The following is a 15,072-nucleotide window of genomic DNA, read 5'->3' on the forward strand; positions in this document are numbered from 1 at the left end:
TTATTCTCGCAGCATGCCAGCGCCCTCGTCACGCGCTGCGTGCCGGCCGGGCTTGCTGGCGAGGCTCATATGGCGCACAACCTGCCAGCCCACGGGGGCAGAGAGCCTGTCGGCGTGCCTCCCGCACAAGTCGTAACAATGCGGCTCCGGCGTCACGCTGAGGGGGCCGAGCACCGCCATCGAGTCTGCGTAGTCGTAGGTGAGTGTCGCGACGGCGCTCTCGGAGCACGCGATCTTGGAGCAGGGCCTGTTCATGTCGACTCCAGCGTATCGCCAGCACGCCCCGATTCCGGGTGAGGATGACGGTATGGCCGCCTAGGATTGGGGATATGCCCCGCTCCCCCCGTTCTCCCTCCGGCCGCGCCGCGTCCCGCGCGAGCGCGGGATCGCCGCGCCGCGGCATCCGGGACCGGCACGGCCGGGGCCTGCGCTCCTCAGTGGCCGGGCCGTACCTGCCGATGCTGGGCGGGCGCATCGAGACGTTCGAGGAGACCATCCTCTCCACCGCGGAGTATCTGCGCGGCGTCTGGCCGGCCGAGCTGGCGCACGTGCGCTTCGAGGTCGCCGCCGCGCCGGAGCAGGCGTTGCACGGCGACCACGTCGACCGCTGGCACGTCGATGCGGAGCGCGCGCGCATCGTGTTCTTCCGGGTGCCGATCCAGCGCATGAGCAAGCTGCACCACGACGATGACCTGCACCGCCGGATGATGGTGGAGAGCTGCGTGTTCCGCGCCGTCGGCGACCTGCTCGGCAAGGACCCCTGGGACCTGGCCCCCGACCGCTTCCGCCACTTCTAGGCGACGCCGCGGCCGGCCGGCTGCTGCTGCTGCTGCTGCTGCTAGCGGACGTACACGCCGATCGGCTGGGCCAACGGCCCGAGCGGGTTGACGGAGTAGGAGGCCAGCTCGGCGCTGCCCTGGTAGCTGATGCTCGCGTGCGCGCCGCCCAGGCCGTCGCCGACGAGCGTGTAGCTGGCGCCGGCCGTGACCGGCCGGGTGAGCGTGCTGCCGGCCGGCAGGGTGAGCAGGGCGGGAGCGCCGTCCTGCGGGTACAGCGTCAGCGACTGCTCCGTGCCGCTCGCGTTCGCCAGGTGCAGGGTTGGGGCCGGGCCGTCGGCGACGGAGAAGGCGCTCTGCTCGCCGAGCGGGCCGGAGGCCTGGAACCAGGCGAAGTCCTCGCTCGTCGCCGACTTCTCGGTGCTGCGGGCGGCCGCGACGATCGGCTCCTGCGAGTTCAACCGCAGCGTGTAGCTGCCGGCGGCGAGCTCGTCGAGCGGGATCTCGGACGCGACCCCCGGTTCCAGGGTCACGCGGGTGGAGCTTCCGTTGCCGCCGTCGTCGGCGGTGACGCTCAGCTCGACCTCGGTCGCGACGTCGCCCAGGTTGAGCACGCGCACCGCGGCCGCATCCTCGTGGAAACCGCTGTCGTTGCTGTGCGTGTCATCGATCAGGGTGGCGGGCACGATGAAGCCGGGGATGACCTGCTCGACGTCCGGGGCCGTGGTGGTGCCGACCAGGTCGATGCCGCCGGGTGCGAGGCCGCGGATGACGCTCTGCTGCAGGGAGGCGACGACCTGGCCGCCGCGCGTCGCCACGTGGATGACCGGGGAGTTCAGGTTGGGGGCGAGCCCGGCCAGGGAGACGACCCGCTGCGATCCGGGCTGCACCAGGATGCCGCTGGCGCCGGGCGCGTCAACGATGCCGCTCTCGCCGTACACGGTCAGCTCGACCGTGGCGACGACCTCGGTGGGGTTGCTGAGCAGCAGCAGGCTGGTCTGCCCGATCGCGGTCGAGCCGGCGACGAGCCAGCCGTCCGATGCGGCCTCCGCGCAGCTGGTCGCGGCGAAGCCGGTGAGGGTCTCGGTCGCCGCACCCTGGGACTGGGCCCCGGCCAGCAGCGGCTCCTCGAGCGCGTCGCCCTGGGCGGGGACGCTGAGGGCGAGCGGCGTTCCGGCCACGTCGCGGGCGGCGTTGTCCGGCACGTCCATCGGGGAGACGGTGACGTCGTCGGCCGAGAGCGCGCCCGCGCTGCCGGCGGCGTAGACGGCGGATGCCACGCCGATCGATGAGGCGGTGGATGCCGCGCTGGCGTCGGCGGCCAGGGCCAGCAGCGGGCCGGCGCAGACGCGCTGCTGCTGCGTGGCGACGGGGGTGACCGTGCTCTGCACCGGCTCGGCGTGGTGGCTGGGCAGCGGGAGCAGGGTTGCGGCCGCGACCGTGGCGCCGAACGCGGCGATGCCGACGAGCCCGGTCATGACGCGGGCGCCGGCCAGCGCCCATCGACGGCTAGCGCTCATCGTCCTGCTCGCTCTCTCTTGCGACTGCGGGTGCTGCGGCGGGTGTGGCGCGGCCGCGCGGGGCGTCGCGCCCGGCGCCGGTCGGGATGGAGAGCAGCAGGACGAAGCCGAACACGGCCAGCTGACTCCAGAGCACGACCTGGCCGAACCATCCGCCGGCGTCCGGTGGGATGGCGCCGCCATCCGCTGCCGCCCCCGCGTCGCCCTGGTAACGCCAGAGGGCGCCGAAGTCGGTCTGCCCGACGGGCACCAGCACGGCGTTGCCGTCGAGCGAGCTCGCCGCCCGCCGCGCGGTGTCGCGCGCGGCGGCAGAGTCGGCGCCCGGTTCCAACAGCACGAAGTGGATGCCGAGGGCGTCCATGCCCGGGCGGGCGTCGAAGCCGCTGCGCGAGCTCAGGTTGCCGGCCAGCTCGGCCAGGTCCTGCTCCTCGGCGCTCAGCGTCGTGTCCGTCGCGAACAGGGTGGACTGGTCGTCGAGCCGGGTGCCCGCTCCGCGCTGCAGCTGGGCCAGCACGGCCCCGTTCGGCTGGGGCACCAGCACGAGGGTGCCGGCGCGCGGGTCGGCCTGCGCCTCGGCGGTGACGAAGGCGGGCAGGATCCGCTGGTCGCCGCTGTGCACGGCGGCCGGCTGCGGCGCGGCGGCGCCGAGCGCGAGCGAGCCGGCCAGCGGCAGCACCAGTGCGAACAGCGCGACGCCGGCGACGAGCGCGGGGGCCGCGGCGGCCCGGCCGAGCGCGTTCAGGCCGATGACCGCTGCGCCGATGAGCCCGGCCCAGTAGAGGCTGAGGCCGCCGCCCGGCCAGATCGGCACGCTCTGCTCGCCGAGCATCGAGACGCTGATCTGCAGTGCTGCGACGGCGGTGGCATAGCCGAGCAGCGCGGTGAGCAGGCCGAGCAGCGCCAGCCGCGAACCGCGCAGGAACAGCGCGAGGACGGCGAGGACGACGAGCGGCGCGAGCAGGATCGGGGCGAGCAGTGCCGCGCTCGCCTCCGGCAGCCCGAGCATTGCGACCAGCGCGCCCCAGCCGCCGAAGCCGCCGTTCGGGAATCCGAGCAGCAGCTGCCAGCTCGAGGCGCCCGCCCCGGCCAGCGGCACGCCGGGGTCTGCCAGCAGCCCCCACCAGTTGCCGGCGACGGCTTGCTGGAGCAGCAGGGGGGCGACGAGCACGACGGCGGGGATCGGGATGCCGATGAAGCGCATGATGCTGCGGCCGCTGAAGGCGACGGCGATCGCCCAGAGCACGAGCAGCGCCGGGGCGAGCGAGGGCACACAGGCGACGATCGCGGCGAACAGCAGGGCGGATGCCGCCGACGCCGACCAGGACCGCCCGGCCGCGGCGGCCGCGAAGAACAGCCACGGCAGCAGGATGTGGGCGATCATCGGCGCGGGGCGGCCGTCGGCGATCGCGCTGATGAAGGTCGGGGCGAGCATCCACAGCACGGCCGCGAGGGCGCGCAGCGAGCCGCGCCCGCTCAGCCGGGCGGCGGCGAGCCAGGCGCCGAGGGCGGCCAGCGGGAGCGCGGCGAAGTACAGGCAGAGCAGGAGCGCGGACGGCGACCAGAAGGTGAGCGAGCCGAGCACGGCCAGCACGGCGGCGAACGGGTCGGCGGCGCCGACGAAGCCGGTGCCGATGTCGCGCCAGCCGTAGCCGATGTTCTGCCAGAGCGCGGCCGGGCTGTTGACCGGCAGCAGCCCGCCGCCGACCAGCGCGGAGGCGCCGAGCAGCGGGGCGAGCAGCGCGACACCGGCCACGCCGGCCCCGATCAGGGTCCAGCCGCCGCCGGTGCTGAGGAAGGCGAGCTCGCTGCGGGAGCCGCGGGCGAGGGTGCGGTGCTGCTCGCGCAGCAGGGCCTTGCGCCGGCGCACCTCGGCGCCCGGCATCCGGAGCGAGGCGATCGCCCCCCAGCCGAGCGTGCGGGTGCGTCGCAGCCGACGACGCGCGGCAGGCACCCGGCGGCCGGAGAATGCGGCGCCGAACGCGGCGCCGAACTCGGCGCCGATGGAGCCGGGCTCCTTGCGCATCAGCCGGAGGAAGGCACGGAGGAAGGCCAGCGGCACCAGTGAGAGCCAGTGCGGCAGCAGTGCGGCAGCGGGTGCGTAGACCAGGCGTCGGTGCAGCTGGGCCTGGCGGCGCAGGCGCACGCGCTTGCGGACGGCGCTGCCCTCCTGCGAGCTGTCGGCCCCGGTGATGCCGTCGCCGGCGACGGCCACCCGGGCGGCCGGCACGAGAGAGACGCGGTGGCCGGACAGCCGGGTGCGCACGCAGAAGTCGAGCGCGTTGTCGACGACGGGCAGCGCCGGGTCGAAGCCGCCCAGCCGCTGCCAGACGTGGTGGCGCACCAGCATGCCTGCGGAGGCCACGGCGAGCACGTCGCTCAAGTCGTCGTGCTGGGCCTGGTCGAGTTCCGCGCCGACGACGGTCACGGTGCGGCCGTAGCGGGTCATCGTCTCGCCGAACTCGCGGATGTAGTCGGCCCGCTCCCAGTCCATCAGCTTCGGGCCGGCGACCGCCACGGACGGGGCGACCTCGAGGGCGTTGACCAGGGCGGCCAGGGCGCCGGGCTCCGGCGCGGTGTCCTGCCCGAGCAGCCAGAGCAGCTCGTCGTCGGCACTCGGCTCGGGGATCAGCTGCACGGCCAGCGCGACGGCGTCACCGAAGCTGAGCTCGGCCTCCGCGGCGATGAGCTGGGTGGGCGCGGCGGCCGCGAGCAGCTGCGCGGTGGCATCCGTCCCGCCGCAGTCGACCATGATGACGGTGTCTGGGCGCCGGGTCTGCGCCGCGAGCGCCGCCAGTGTGCGGTCCAGATGCTGTGCGCCGTTGCGCGCGATGAGGATGGCGGTTACTCGGGGAGACATATCGGAACCAGCCTAGGTTGCGCGCGTCCGATCATCAGGAGGCGCGGCAGGCGCGCCGCAAACTGGGCGCCCGAAACTAGCTCGCGCGTTTGCGGAGCTTGCGGCGCTCGCGCTCGGAGAGCCCGCCCCAAATGCCGAAGCGCTCGTCATTGGCCAGCGCGTACTCCAGGCACTCCGTGCGCACCTCGCAGGAGCCGCAGATCTTCTTGGCGTCCCGGGTGGAGCCGCCCTTCTCCGGGAAGAAGGCCTCCGGATCGGTCTGCGCGCAGAGGGAATCCGTCTGCCACGCCAACGGGTTGCCGTCGTCGCTGTTCGTTCTGACCCCGGGAACACCCAACTTGACGGGATCGACGAACCAATCCTCGGGTACCCCCGGACGATACTCGATTACCGACATACCGTCTCCCACCCTTCTTGTCCACGCACCTGCACGGCGCGTCCGAATCTAATTACACCGGTGTGATTAGGGTGGCGTCAAGTCTTGGAGCATAAACCCTCAACTCAATATCGAGGGTTCGGCGCGCCGAATGTTCCCGGCCGCGCTCACGCGGCGGCGCGGCGTGCCTCCCACGCACTCCGCACCATGTCGTCCAGGGTGTGCCGCATCTGCCAGTCGAGGTCGCGGCGGGCCCGCTCCCCCGAGGCCACGATCCGGTCGGGGTCGCCGGCGCGGCGCGGGCCGATCTCCGGGGCGAACGGGATGCCGGTCACCTCGGCCATCGCGCTCATGATCTCGCCGACGGAGACGCCCTCGCCGCTGCCCAGGTTGTAGACGGGCTCGATCTCCCGCCCCGCCTGCAGGCGCTCCGCCGCCGCAACGTGCGAGATCGCCAGGTCGGCGACGTGGATGTAGTCGCGCACGCAGGTGCCGTCGGCCGTCGCGTAGTCAGTGCCGTTGATCCGCGGGGTGCGGCCGTCCAGCAGCGCCTCGAACACGAGCGGGAACAGGTTGTGCGGGCTGGTGTCGTAGAGGCCGTCGTGGCCGGAGCCGACCACGTTGAAGTAGCGCAGCGAGGTGTGGGCGAGGCCGGTCGCGATGCCCTCGTCGCGCAACAGCCATTCGCCGATGAGCTTGCTCTCCCCGTACGGGGACTCGGGGGCCTTCGGCGTGTCCTCGGTGACGAGATCGGTGTTCGGTGTGCCGTAGACGGCGGCGCTGGAGGAGAACACGATGCGGTTGACGCCGGCATCCTGCATCGCCTGCAACAGCACGGCCGTCGCGGTCACGTTCTGCTCGTAGGTGTGCAGCGGCCGCTGCACGGAGACGCCGGCGTACTTGAAGCCGGCCACGTGCACGACGCCGTCGATGGGGTTCTCGGCGAACAGGCGGCCGAGCAGCTCGGCGTCCAGGATGCTGCCCTGATAGAAGGGCACCTCGGCCGGCACGAACTCGGCGTGACCGCTGGAGAGGTCATCGACGATGACGACGTCGATGTTGTCGGCGAGAAAAGCCCGCACGACGTGCGATCCGATGTATCCCGCGCCGCCCGTTACCAACCACGCCATTGTTTCCCCATCTCGAGTGCGTTCCGCGGAGCCAGCCGCAGGCCAGCCTCCACTGTATTGCAGCGGCGATAGCCGTCGCGTCGCACCGAGATGACTGCTCCGACGATGGCCCAGATTCCGAGGACCGTGAGGAAAAGGAGAATGATCATGGCAGGAAGTCTCGCCCTTGTGCTTTCCTGCCACGAGTGGCAGAATCGCCAGTATTCGTCGAGTTCCTGCCATCTGGCAGCCGTCCCCCGCGGAGGTTCCCATGCTCAACAAGGTCGCGTGCGTCGCCCTGCCGGGCATGGCCCCGTTCGAGTTCGGCGTGGTCTGCGAGGTGTTCGGCATCGACCGGTCGGATGCCGGCGGCCCGAGCTTCGACTTCACGATCGTGGCGGCCGAGCCCGGCCCGATCCGCACGAAGCTGGGCTTCGACATCGTCGTGCACAACGACTTGACCGCGGCGGCCGACGCCGACCTGGTCGTGATCCCCGCCTACTACGGCGCCGACATCTGCGGTGACGATGTGCCGGCCGCGCACCCGGAGATCCTGCGCCTGCTGCGCGACGCGGAGGCTCGTGGAGCATGGGTGCTGAGCGTCTGCAGCGGGGCGTTCCTGCTCGGCGAGGCCGGGCTGCTCGACGGCCGGCGCAGCACGACGCACTGGATGTACACCGACACACTCGCCCAGCGCTTCCCGGCCACGACCGTCGACGCCGATGTGCTCTTCGTCGAGGACCGCCATGTCGTCACGGGCGCCGGCACCGCGGCCGGCATCGATGCGGCACTGCACATCGTGCGCCGCGAGCTCGGCGCGTCCATGGCGAACAACATCGCCAGGCGCATGGTCGTTCCGCCCCAGCGCGACGGCGGCCAGTCCCAGTTCATCCAGCTGCCGGCCGCCACCCCCGACGACTCGATGGCCGGCGTGACCACGTGGATGCTGGCCAACCTGGATCGCGAGCAGAGCGTCGACCAGCTCGCCCGGATCGCGCTCATGTCGCCGCGCACCTTCGCCAGGCGGTTCCGGGCCGAGCTCGGCACCACGCCGACGGCCTGGCTGAACCGGCAGCGGCTGCTGCGCGCCCAGCAGCTGCTCGAGGAGAGCGAGCTCAGCTTGGAGGTCATCGCCGGCGACACCGGCTTCGGCACGGCATCCGTGATGCGGCACCACTTCGTCAAGGTGCTGCAGACCACGCCGACGGCGTACCGGCACACCTTCGGCCCGCGCACCGGGCAGCGGGAGCTCACCCCGCTCCGTTAGCCGCCGGCCCTATCCGACGGTGGCGATGAACAGCGTGCCGGCGCCGCCGACGCGGAGGTCGCCCTCGTCCGGCGTGATGAAGCACGACTCGCCGCGCTCCAGCGTGGCCCCGCCGTGCGCGCCCGTGAGCTGCAGCCGCCCCGCCGTGCAGAGCGCGATCGCCGGGCCGGCGAGCGCGACCGGGGTCGGCTCCTGCCCCTCCGAGCGCTCGATGCTGTGCAGCACGAAGTCGGCGACGTCCGGCCGGTAGACCAGCGCGCCGGGGTGCGGGTTCTCCGGCACCATCAGCGGGACGGGGACCGGCTCGAAGCTCAGCACGTCGAGCAGCTCGTCCACATCGATGTGCTTCGGGGTGAGGCCGCCGCGCAACACGTTGTCGCTGGCGGCCATCAGCTCGATGCCGAGGCCGTCCAGGTAGGCGTGAATGTTGCCGGCCGGCAGGTAGAGCGCCTCACCGGGGCGCAGGGTGACCCGGTTCAGCAGCAGGGTGAGCACGATTCCGGGATCGCCAGGGTAGGCGTCGGCCACGCCGCGCACGGTGGCGAACTCGCGGGCGAACTCGCCGCCGGCCAGGGTGTCGGATGCCGCGAGCGCCAGCACGCGCTCGACCAGCCGGGCCACCTCGCCCGCCTCGACGGCGTCCGCGCCCAGCAGCCACTGCACCGTGCTCCGCAGCCCGTCCGGGCCGGACAGCCGGGCCTCGAGCCCCTGCAGCGGCGCCGGGTCCGGCGCCGCGCTCTCGGCGTCCGCCGCACGCAGCGCCGCGAGGATGGCCCGCACCTCGGCGGGCGCGCGGAATCCGCAGAGCGCCTCGAACCGCTCGCTCAGCGCCACGATCAGCTCCGGCTTGTGGAAGGCGTCCTTGTAGTTGCGCTCCGGAGCGTCGAGCCGGATGCCGGCGGCGTTCTCGCGGGCGAAGCCGGCCAGCGCCTGCGCCGGAGAGGGGTGGGCCTGCAGCGAGAGCGGCGCCGCGGCGGCCAGCACCTTCAGCAGGAACGGCAGGCGCGGCCCGTGCTCGGCGATGGCGTCCGCCCCCAGCACGGCGTCCGGGTCGGCCGCCACCCAGTCGGCGAGCGTCGCTGCGGGGGCGTCCTCGCCGAGCAGCGTGCTCGGCGAGCCCGGGTGCGCACCCAGCCAGAGCTCGGCCTCCGGGAGCCCGCTCGGGCGCCGGCCGAGCAGCCCGGCGATGGCCGAGGTCGAGCCCCAGGCGTAATCGCGCGGCGAACTGGTGATTGCTACAAACATTGTGGATCCCGTCTGGCTGGCTTCAGCCCAAACTACCAAGCGGCTCCCCCTCGGCTGAACCGGGGCCTAGGCTGAGCGCCACGTCACCGTCGCCCCACCGCAGGGGCCCCAGCATGCAACGGAGCACCGCATGACCTTCGAGCCCCTCGTTTCCGACTTCTACAACTACGAGTCGCTCCTCACCGAGCAGGAGCAGGCCGCCCTCCTGGCGCTCCGCGGCTACCTCGAGGCCGAGGTCCGCCCCATCATCGGCGGCTACTGGGACCGCGCGGAGTTTCCCCTGCAGGTCGTGCCGAAGCTGGCGGAGCTCGGCGTGCTCGGCTACGCCTGGGACGAGACCCGCGCGTTCCCGAACTCCGCCATGTTCCGCGGCTTCGTCGCCTACGAGCTCTCCCGCATCGACGCCTCCGTCTCGACCTTCGTCGGCGTGCAGAACGGCCTCACCTGCGGATCGATCGCGGTGTGCGGGTCCGCAGAGCAGCGGGCGGAGTGGCTGCCCCGGCTGGCATCCGGCGAGGTCATCGGCAGCTTCGGCCTGACCGAGCCGCAGAGCGGCTCCGACAGTGCCCAGGGCCTCCGGACGACGGCCACCCGCGACGGCGACAACTGGGTGCTGAACGGAACCAAGCGTTGGATCGGCAACGCCACGTTCGCCGACGTGACGATCATCTGGGCGCGGGATGCCGCAGACAACAGCGTGTTGGGCTTCATCGTCCCGACCTCCACCCCCGGCTTCTCGACGGAGAAGATCGAGGGCAAGATCAGCCTGCGCGCCGTGCAGAACGCCGACATCACGCTGGAGAACGTCGTCGTGCCGGAGTCGCTCCGGCTGGCGAACGCACACTCGTTCAAGGACACCGCGAAGGTGCTCCGGCTGACCCGCGCCGAGGTCGCCTGGTCGGCGGTCGGCGTCGCGGCCGGCGCCTACGAGGCGGCCGTCGCCTACTCGAAGGAGCGCGTGCAGTTCGGCAGGCCGATCGGCTCGCACCAGCTCGTGCAGGACCTGCTGGCCAAGAGCCTCGGCAACATCACCGCGTCGCTCGGCATGGTGGTGCGGGCCTCGGAGATGCAGGACCGCGACGAGCTGCGCGACGAGCACTCGGCCCTGGCCAAGGCGTTCTGCACGTCCCGGATGCGCGAGACCGTCGCCTGGTGCCGGGAGCTGTTCGGTGGCAACGGCATCGTTCTCGACTACGAGGTGGCGCGGTTCTTCGCCGATGCCGAGGCGCTGTACTCCTACGAGGGCACCCGCGAGATGAACGCGCTGATCGTCGGCCGCGCCATCACCGGCCACGCGGCGTTCGCCTGAACGCCGCCCTGCACCGCTCCCCCGCCCGAGTTCGATAGCCTTGTGCCATGATGCAGCCGGTCCGTAGCCGTTTCGCCGTGCACACGCTGGCCACGCTGCTGCTGTTCTCGGCGCTCGCCGGCCAGTTCTGGCGCAACCTGCTCGGCTGGTGGGGCTGGGGGGCGCTCGTGCTGCTGCTGGTCGCCGCCAGCGTCGTCGCGCTGGTGCGGCTCAAGCCGGAGTGGCTCGGCCGCGGCTCCTTCTGGCGGCGCACCCCGAGCAGCCTCTGGCTCTTCCTCGGCTTCGCGGTGCTCTCCCTGGCCTGGTCGTTCTACCCGGGCGCCACCGCGGTCGGGCTCGCCGCACAGCTGGCCGCGACCGTCCCGGCGCTCCTGCTCGGGCTGTGCCTGAGCTGGCCCGAGTTCCTGCGCGCGCTCGGGGCGGCGCTGCGCTGGCTGCTCGGCCTGTCGCTCCTGTTCGAGTTCATCGTCGCCGCCTGGGTCGGCGGCCCGGTGCTGCCGTTCTTCACCGACTACGAGGGCAAGGTCCCCGCGGCGTTCTACTGGTCGCGCGGCCTGCTCTTTGACGGCGGGCCGATCGAGGGCATCGTCGCCAACCGCAACCTGCTGGCCGCGGCCGCCCTGCTGGCGGTCATCGTCTTCGCCGCGCAGCTGGCGGCGAGGACGGTGCGCCGCGGCCCCGGCATCGCCTGGCTGGTCATCGCCGCGCTGACGCTCGCACTCACCCGCTCGGCCACCGTGCTCGTCGCGCTCGTCGTCGTCGCGGCCGCCCTCGGCTTCGCCCTCTGGGCGCGCCGGGCCGGCCCGGACGGCCGCCGGCCCGTCTACCTGAGCGCCGCCGGCGCGGTCGTCGTCGTCGGGGCGCTCTGCACCACCTTCTGGGGCCAGCTGCTGGCCGTGTTCGGCAAGAGCGACGACCTGACCGGCCGCTTCGACATCTGGGGTTCCGTCAGCGCCCTCGCCGCCCAGCGCCCCGTCGCCGGCTGGGGCTGGGTGAGCTACTGGGCGCCGTGGGTGGAGCCGTTCGACGACCTCGCGGTGCGCAAGGGCGTCACCTACCTGCAGGCGCACAGCGCCTGGCTCGACGTCTGGCTGCAGCTGGGCGTGATCGGCGTCGTGCTGTTCGCCGCCCTCGTGTTCGGCACGCTCTGGCGCAGCTGGTTCCTCGCCGTTGACCGGCCCAGGGACGGCGCCGCCCTGGAGCGGCCGTACACGGCATCCGCCCTGGTCCCGTTCTTGCTGATGGTCGCGCTGCTCGTGCAGAGCGTCGCCGAGAGCCGCATCCTCGTCGAGGGCGGCTGGATGCTGCTGGTCGCCCTCGCCCTGATCACCAAGCGCAACCTGCGCCGCGTCGAGACGATGCCCTAGGGCATGGAAGCCATCCGACGCTCAGTGCTGCCGCCCGCGGCGGCCCACCTGCTGGGCTCCGCCCGCTTCGCCTCCGCGCTCACCCTGTGCATCCTGGGCGCCGCGTTCAGCACGCACCTGCTGCGCGCCACGATGGGCTGGGCCGGGCTGCTGGCGATCCTCATCGCCCTGGTCGCCCTGGCCACGCTCTCGCTTCTCTCCCGCCGCGAGAGCATCGACTGGTACGGCCTGCCGCCGATCACGATCCTGATGTTCCTCGGCTGGGTGATCCTCTCGGTGTTCTGGAGCACCACGACGATCGTCAGCGGAACCCGCGTGCTCTACCTGCTGCTGTTCACGGCGCTGGCCGTCTACCTGACCCTGGTGCGCGACACGATCCAGCTCGTGCGCGCCCTCGGCGACGTGCTCCGCATGCTGCTCGGCCTCTCGCTCGCCCTGGAGGTGCTCTCCGGGCTGCTGCTGGACCTGCCGATCGCCTTCCTCGACATCCAGGGCAACATCGCGGCGCTCGGGCCGCTGCAGGGCGTCTTCGGCAGCCGCAACCAGCTCGGCCTCGTCGCCCTGATCGCCCTCATCACCTTCGCCGTCGAGTTCGTGACCCGGTCCGTTCCGCGGATGCAGGCGATGTTCTCCATCGCGCTGGCCACACTGCTGATCCTTCTCTCCGGCTCGCCCGTGACGTTCGGCGCCTTCGTCATCGTCGGCCTCGCCGCGCTGGCGCTGGCCGGGATCCGCCGGGTGCCCGCCGCCAGCCGCATGTACTGGCAGCTGGGCCTGCTGGCGGCCGTCGCCGTCGCAGGAGGGGTGCTCTGGCTGCTGCGCTCCGGCATCCTGAACCTGCTCAACGCCGGCAGCGAGTTCGAGGTGCGCACCGCCCTGTGGCGCGAGATCCAGCGCTACTCTCAGCTGAACTCGCTGCAGGGCTGGGGCTGGGTCGGCGCCTGGCAGCCGAGCGAACCGCCCTACCTCTGGCTCAACCTGGCCACCCGTGGCACGCAGAACTCGGCGCTCAGCGCCTTCTTCGACGTGTACTTCCAGCTCGGCCTGGTCGGGCTGATCACGTTCATCGCGCTGCTCGGCTTCGCGGTGGTGCGCTCCTGGCTGCTGGCCAGCGAGAAGCGCAGCTCGGTCTACGTCTGGCCGGCGCTGATCGTGCTGGCGCTGGCGGTCACCTCCCTCGCCGAGAGCACGGTGCTCGGCGAGTACGGCTGGATGCTGCTCATCGTCTGCGCCATCAAGGCCTCGCAGGCGATGAGCTGGCGCGACGCCCTGCGCCGGCACGAGCCATCCTCAATTCCTGAAGAATAGTCACACTATTCCCCACCGATGCGTTACGTTCATCGCATGAGCGCAGTCGCAGGGGGGACGACCGGTCAACCGGATGCCGCTCGGCGCCGCGCCTGGCGGATAGCGCTCCTGGTCTGCGCCGTCGTGCTGCTGCTCCTGCTCGCGGCCGGCGGCTGGCTGACGCAGCGCGTGCTGACCGCGAAATCGGCGCTGGAGGATGCAGAGGGGGTCGTCAGCGAGGTCGCTGCGCAGCTGGCCAGCGGGGATGCCAGCACGCTCCCCGAGGCGTCCGAGGCGCTGGGCAGGCTGAGCGCGACCGCCCTCGAGCAGAGCGCAGATCCGGTCTGGCGCGTTGCGGAGTCGGTGCCGGGGCTTGGCCCCAACCTCGCCGCCGTGCGCGCCGTCGCCGAGTCTGTCGACCAGATCGCCCGCGAAGCCGTCGCACCGCTCAGCGAGCTGTCGGGCACGCTCACGCTCGACACCCTTCGACCGTCCGCGGGGCGAATAGACATCGCCAGCATCACCGCGCTGTCCCAGCGCGCGATCCCCGCGGCCCAGGCGTTCCGCCAGGCGGCGGCCCGCATCGCAACCGTCGACTTCACGCACACCGTCCCCCCGCTGGCCGCGGCAGGGCAGCGGCTCAACGAACAGTTCGCGCAGGCCCTCCCCGCCGTCGACAGCGTGGAGACGGCCCTCACCCTCGCCCCCGACATGCTGGGGGCCGCAGGGCCGCGGAGCTACCTCTTGGTCTTCCAGAACCTGGCGGAGACGACGGCACTCGGGGGCACCGCGGCGGCCCTCGCAGAGATCACCGTTGACAACGGGCTCATCTCGCTCGGGCGGCAGGCGTCGAGCCGCGATTTCGGGAAGGACTTGAACGCCCCGGCCCTGCCGGTGGACGCCGGCGTCGCGGAGATCTTCAACCCCTACATGTACGCGACCCTCAACCTGGCCACCAGCCGACCCGACTTCCCCACCGCAGCCGAGATCGCCTCCGCGTTCTGGCAGCGCGACTTCGGTGTGACGCCGGACGGCGTGATCTCGGCCGACCCCGTCGCGCTTGCACACATCCTGCAGGCAACGGGTCCGGTCGCGCTGGAGACGGGACACGAACTCAGTGCGGAGAACGCGGTGTCGCTGCTGCTGAACCAGATCTACATCGAGACGGCCGGTCCGGGTGGGCAGGAAGCCAGCGACGCCTTCTTCGCCCTGGCGGCACGCGCGGTCTTCGACGCCGTGAGCGCGGGCGACGCGGATGCGCGCGACCTCGCCGAGGCGGTCGGGCACGGCATCGAGGAGAACCGCATCATGATGTGGAGCGCCCACCCGGCCGAGCAGGCCGTGCTCGCCGCCACACCGCTGGCCGGCATCCTCCCCACGGACAATGCGGCGGCCAGCGTGACCGGCGTGTACTTCCGAGACATGTCGGTCTCCAAGATCGACTACTACCTGCGCACGGCGGCGACGCTCACGTCCAGCGCGTGCGGCGCAGAGCCCCCGCACTTCACCGCGCAGGTCGAGCTGCACTCCACGCTCACCCAGGAACAAGCCGACGCGCTGCCCGAGTTCGTTTCCGGCGGGGTCTGGCAGGGCAAGCAGTTCAAGACACAGGTCTTCGTCTACGGCCCGCCCGGCACGACGTTGAGCGGCGCGGAGATTGAGGCGGGCGGCGACGAGGAGACCTTCGTCGGCCACTCCGGCGCCGACCTCGGCCGCCCCGTCGCCACCTATTGGGTGATGCTGAGCCCCGGCGAGACGGTCACGCTCAGTGCGCGCTTCGACGCCGATGCCCCCGTGGCCGGCGGCGCGAGCGCGAGCGGCACGGCGAGCGCGGCCGCAGCGGTCGGCACATTCGGCCCCGCCGCGCTGCGCACGACGCCGATGCTGAACCAGACCACGACGACCGTCATCCAGTCCGGGTGCGGGGGCCGCTGAGCCACGGGGCCGCTGGGCCGCTGC

The 15,072-nt window shown here is 72.2% G+C and carries 12 protein-coding genes; 6 read left to right on the top strand and 6 right to left on the bottom strand.

What is annotated here, in order from left to right:
* Positions 1 to 255, bottom strand: a complete 255-nt coding sequence (locus GY24_RS02370) for a DUF3499 family protein (protein ID WP_104474198.1) — start codon at positions 253 to 255, stop codon at positions 1 to 3.
* 74 nt (positions 256 to 329) lie between these two features.
* On the opposite strand from GY24_RS02370, the gene GY24_RS02375 reads away from it, so the two are divergent.
* A complete protein-coding gene (locus GY24_RS02375) occupies positions 330 to 797 on the top strand; it encodes a metallopeptidase family protein (RefSeq protein WP_083363243.1) in 468 nt (155 codons plus the stop codon).
* Positions 798 to 838: 41 nt separating this feature from the next.
* Here GY24_RS02375 and GY24_RS17580 read toward each other — a convergent pair whose 3' ends face one another.
* From GY24_RS17580 to galE, 4 genes are all read right to left on the bottom strand, one after another.
* Positions 839 to 2,296, bottom strand: a complete 1,458-nt coding sequence (locus GY24_RS17580; protein WP_161498663.1) for a DUF5719 family protein — start codon at positions 2,294 to 2,296, stop codon at positions 839 to 841.
* Positions 2,286 to 5,153 (bottom strand): glycosyltransferase, encoded by a 2,868-nt coding sequence (locus GY24_RS02385; RefSeq protein WP_104474199.1) that lies wholly within the window; start codon positions 5,151 to 5,153, stop codon positions 2,286 to 2,288. The genes GY24_RS17580 and GY24_RS02385 overlap by 11 nt, the downstream gene beginning before the upstream one ends.
* Before the next feature lie 76 nt (positions 5,154 to 5,229).
* Positions 5,230 to 5,550: a WhiB family transcriptional regulator gene (locus GY24_RS02390; protein ID WP_083363240.1), complete on the bottom strand. Its 321-nt coding sequence runs from the start codon at positions 5,548 to 5,550 to the stop codon at positions 5,230 to 5,232.
* Positions 5,551 to 5,696: 146 nt separating this feature from the next.
* Complete coding sequence (gene galE, locus GY24_RS02395) at positions 5,697 to 6,659, bottom strand: UDP-glucose 4-epimerase GalE (protein ID WP_104474200.1); 963 nt, start codon at positions 6,657 to 6,659, stop codon at positions 5,697 to 5,699.
* A 250-nt stretch (positions 6,660 to 6,909) separates the two neighbouring features.
* Here galE and GY24_RS02400 point away from each other — a divergent pair, with 250 nt between their 5' ends.
* Positions 6,910 to 7,905, top strand: coding sequence for a GlxA family transcriptional regulator (locus GY24_RS02400; RefSeq protein WP_104474201.1), 996 nt, complete (start codon positions 6,910 to 6,912; stop codon positions 7,903 to 7,905).
* A 9-nt stretch (positions 7,906 to 7,914) separates the two neighbouring features.
* Here the strand turns inward: GY24_RS02400 and manA are convergent, their stop codons facing one another.
* Positions 7,915 to 9,150: a mannose-6-phosphate isomerase, class I gene (gene manA / locus GY24_RS02405; RefSeq protein ID WP_104474202.1), complete on the bottom strand. Its 1,236-nt coding sequence runs from the start codon at positions 9,148 to 9,150 to the stop codon at positions 7,915 to 7,917.
* A 130-nt stretch (positions 9,151 to 9,280) separates the two neighbouring features.
* Here manA and GY24_RS02410 point away from each other — a divergent pair, with 130 nt between their 5' ends.
* From GY24_RS02410 to GY24_RS02425, 4 genes are read left to right on the top strand one after another with little or no spacing between them, the layout of a single operon-like run.
* Entirely contained in the window at positions 9,281 to 10,459 is a 1,179-nt protein-coding gene (locus tag GY24_RS02410) for an acyl-CoA dehydrogenase family protein (protein WP_104474203.1), read from the top strand.
* Positions 10,460 to 10,506: 47 nt separating this feature from the next.
* Positions 10,507 to 11,826 (top strand): O-antigen ligase family protein, encoded by a 1,320-nt coding sequence (locus GY24_RS02415; RefSeq protein WP_104474204.1) that lies wholly within the window; start codon positions 10,507 to 10,509, stop codon positions 11,824 to 11,826.
* A gap of 3 nt (positions 11,827 to 11,829) precedes the next feature.
* Entirely contained in the window at positions 11,830 to 13,134 is a 1,305-nt protein-coding gene (locus GY24_RS02420; protein WP_104474205.1) for an ABC transporter ATP-binding protein, read from the top strand.
* 36 nt (positions 13,135 to 13,170) lie between these two features.
* Entirely contained in the window at positions 13,171 to 15,048 is a 1,878-nt protein-coding gene (locus GY24_RS02425; protein ID WP_161498664.1) for a DUF4012 domain-containing protein, read from the top strand.
* The last annotated feature ends 24 nt before the right edge of the window (positions 15,049 to 15,072 follow it).

This window comes from Microterricola pindariensis (assembly GCF_002936985.1).
Lineage (GTDB): Bacteria > Actinomycetota > Actinomycetes > Actinomycetales > Microbacteriaceae > Microterricola > Microterricola pindariensis.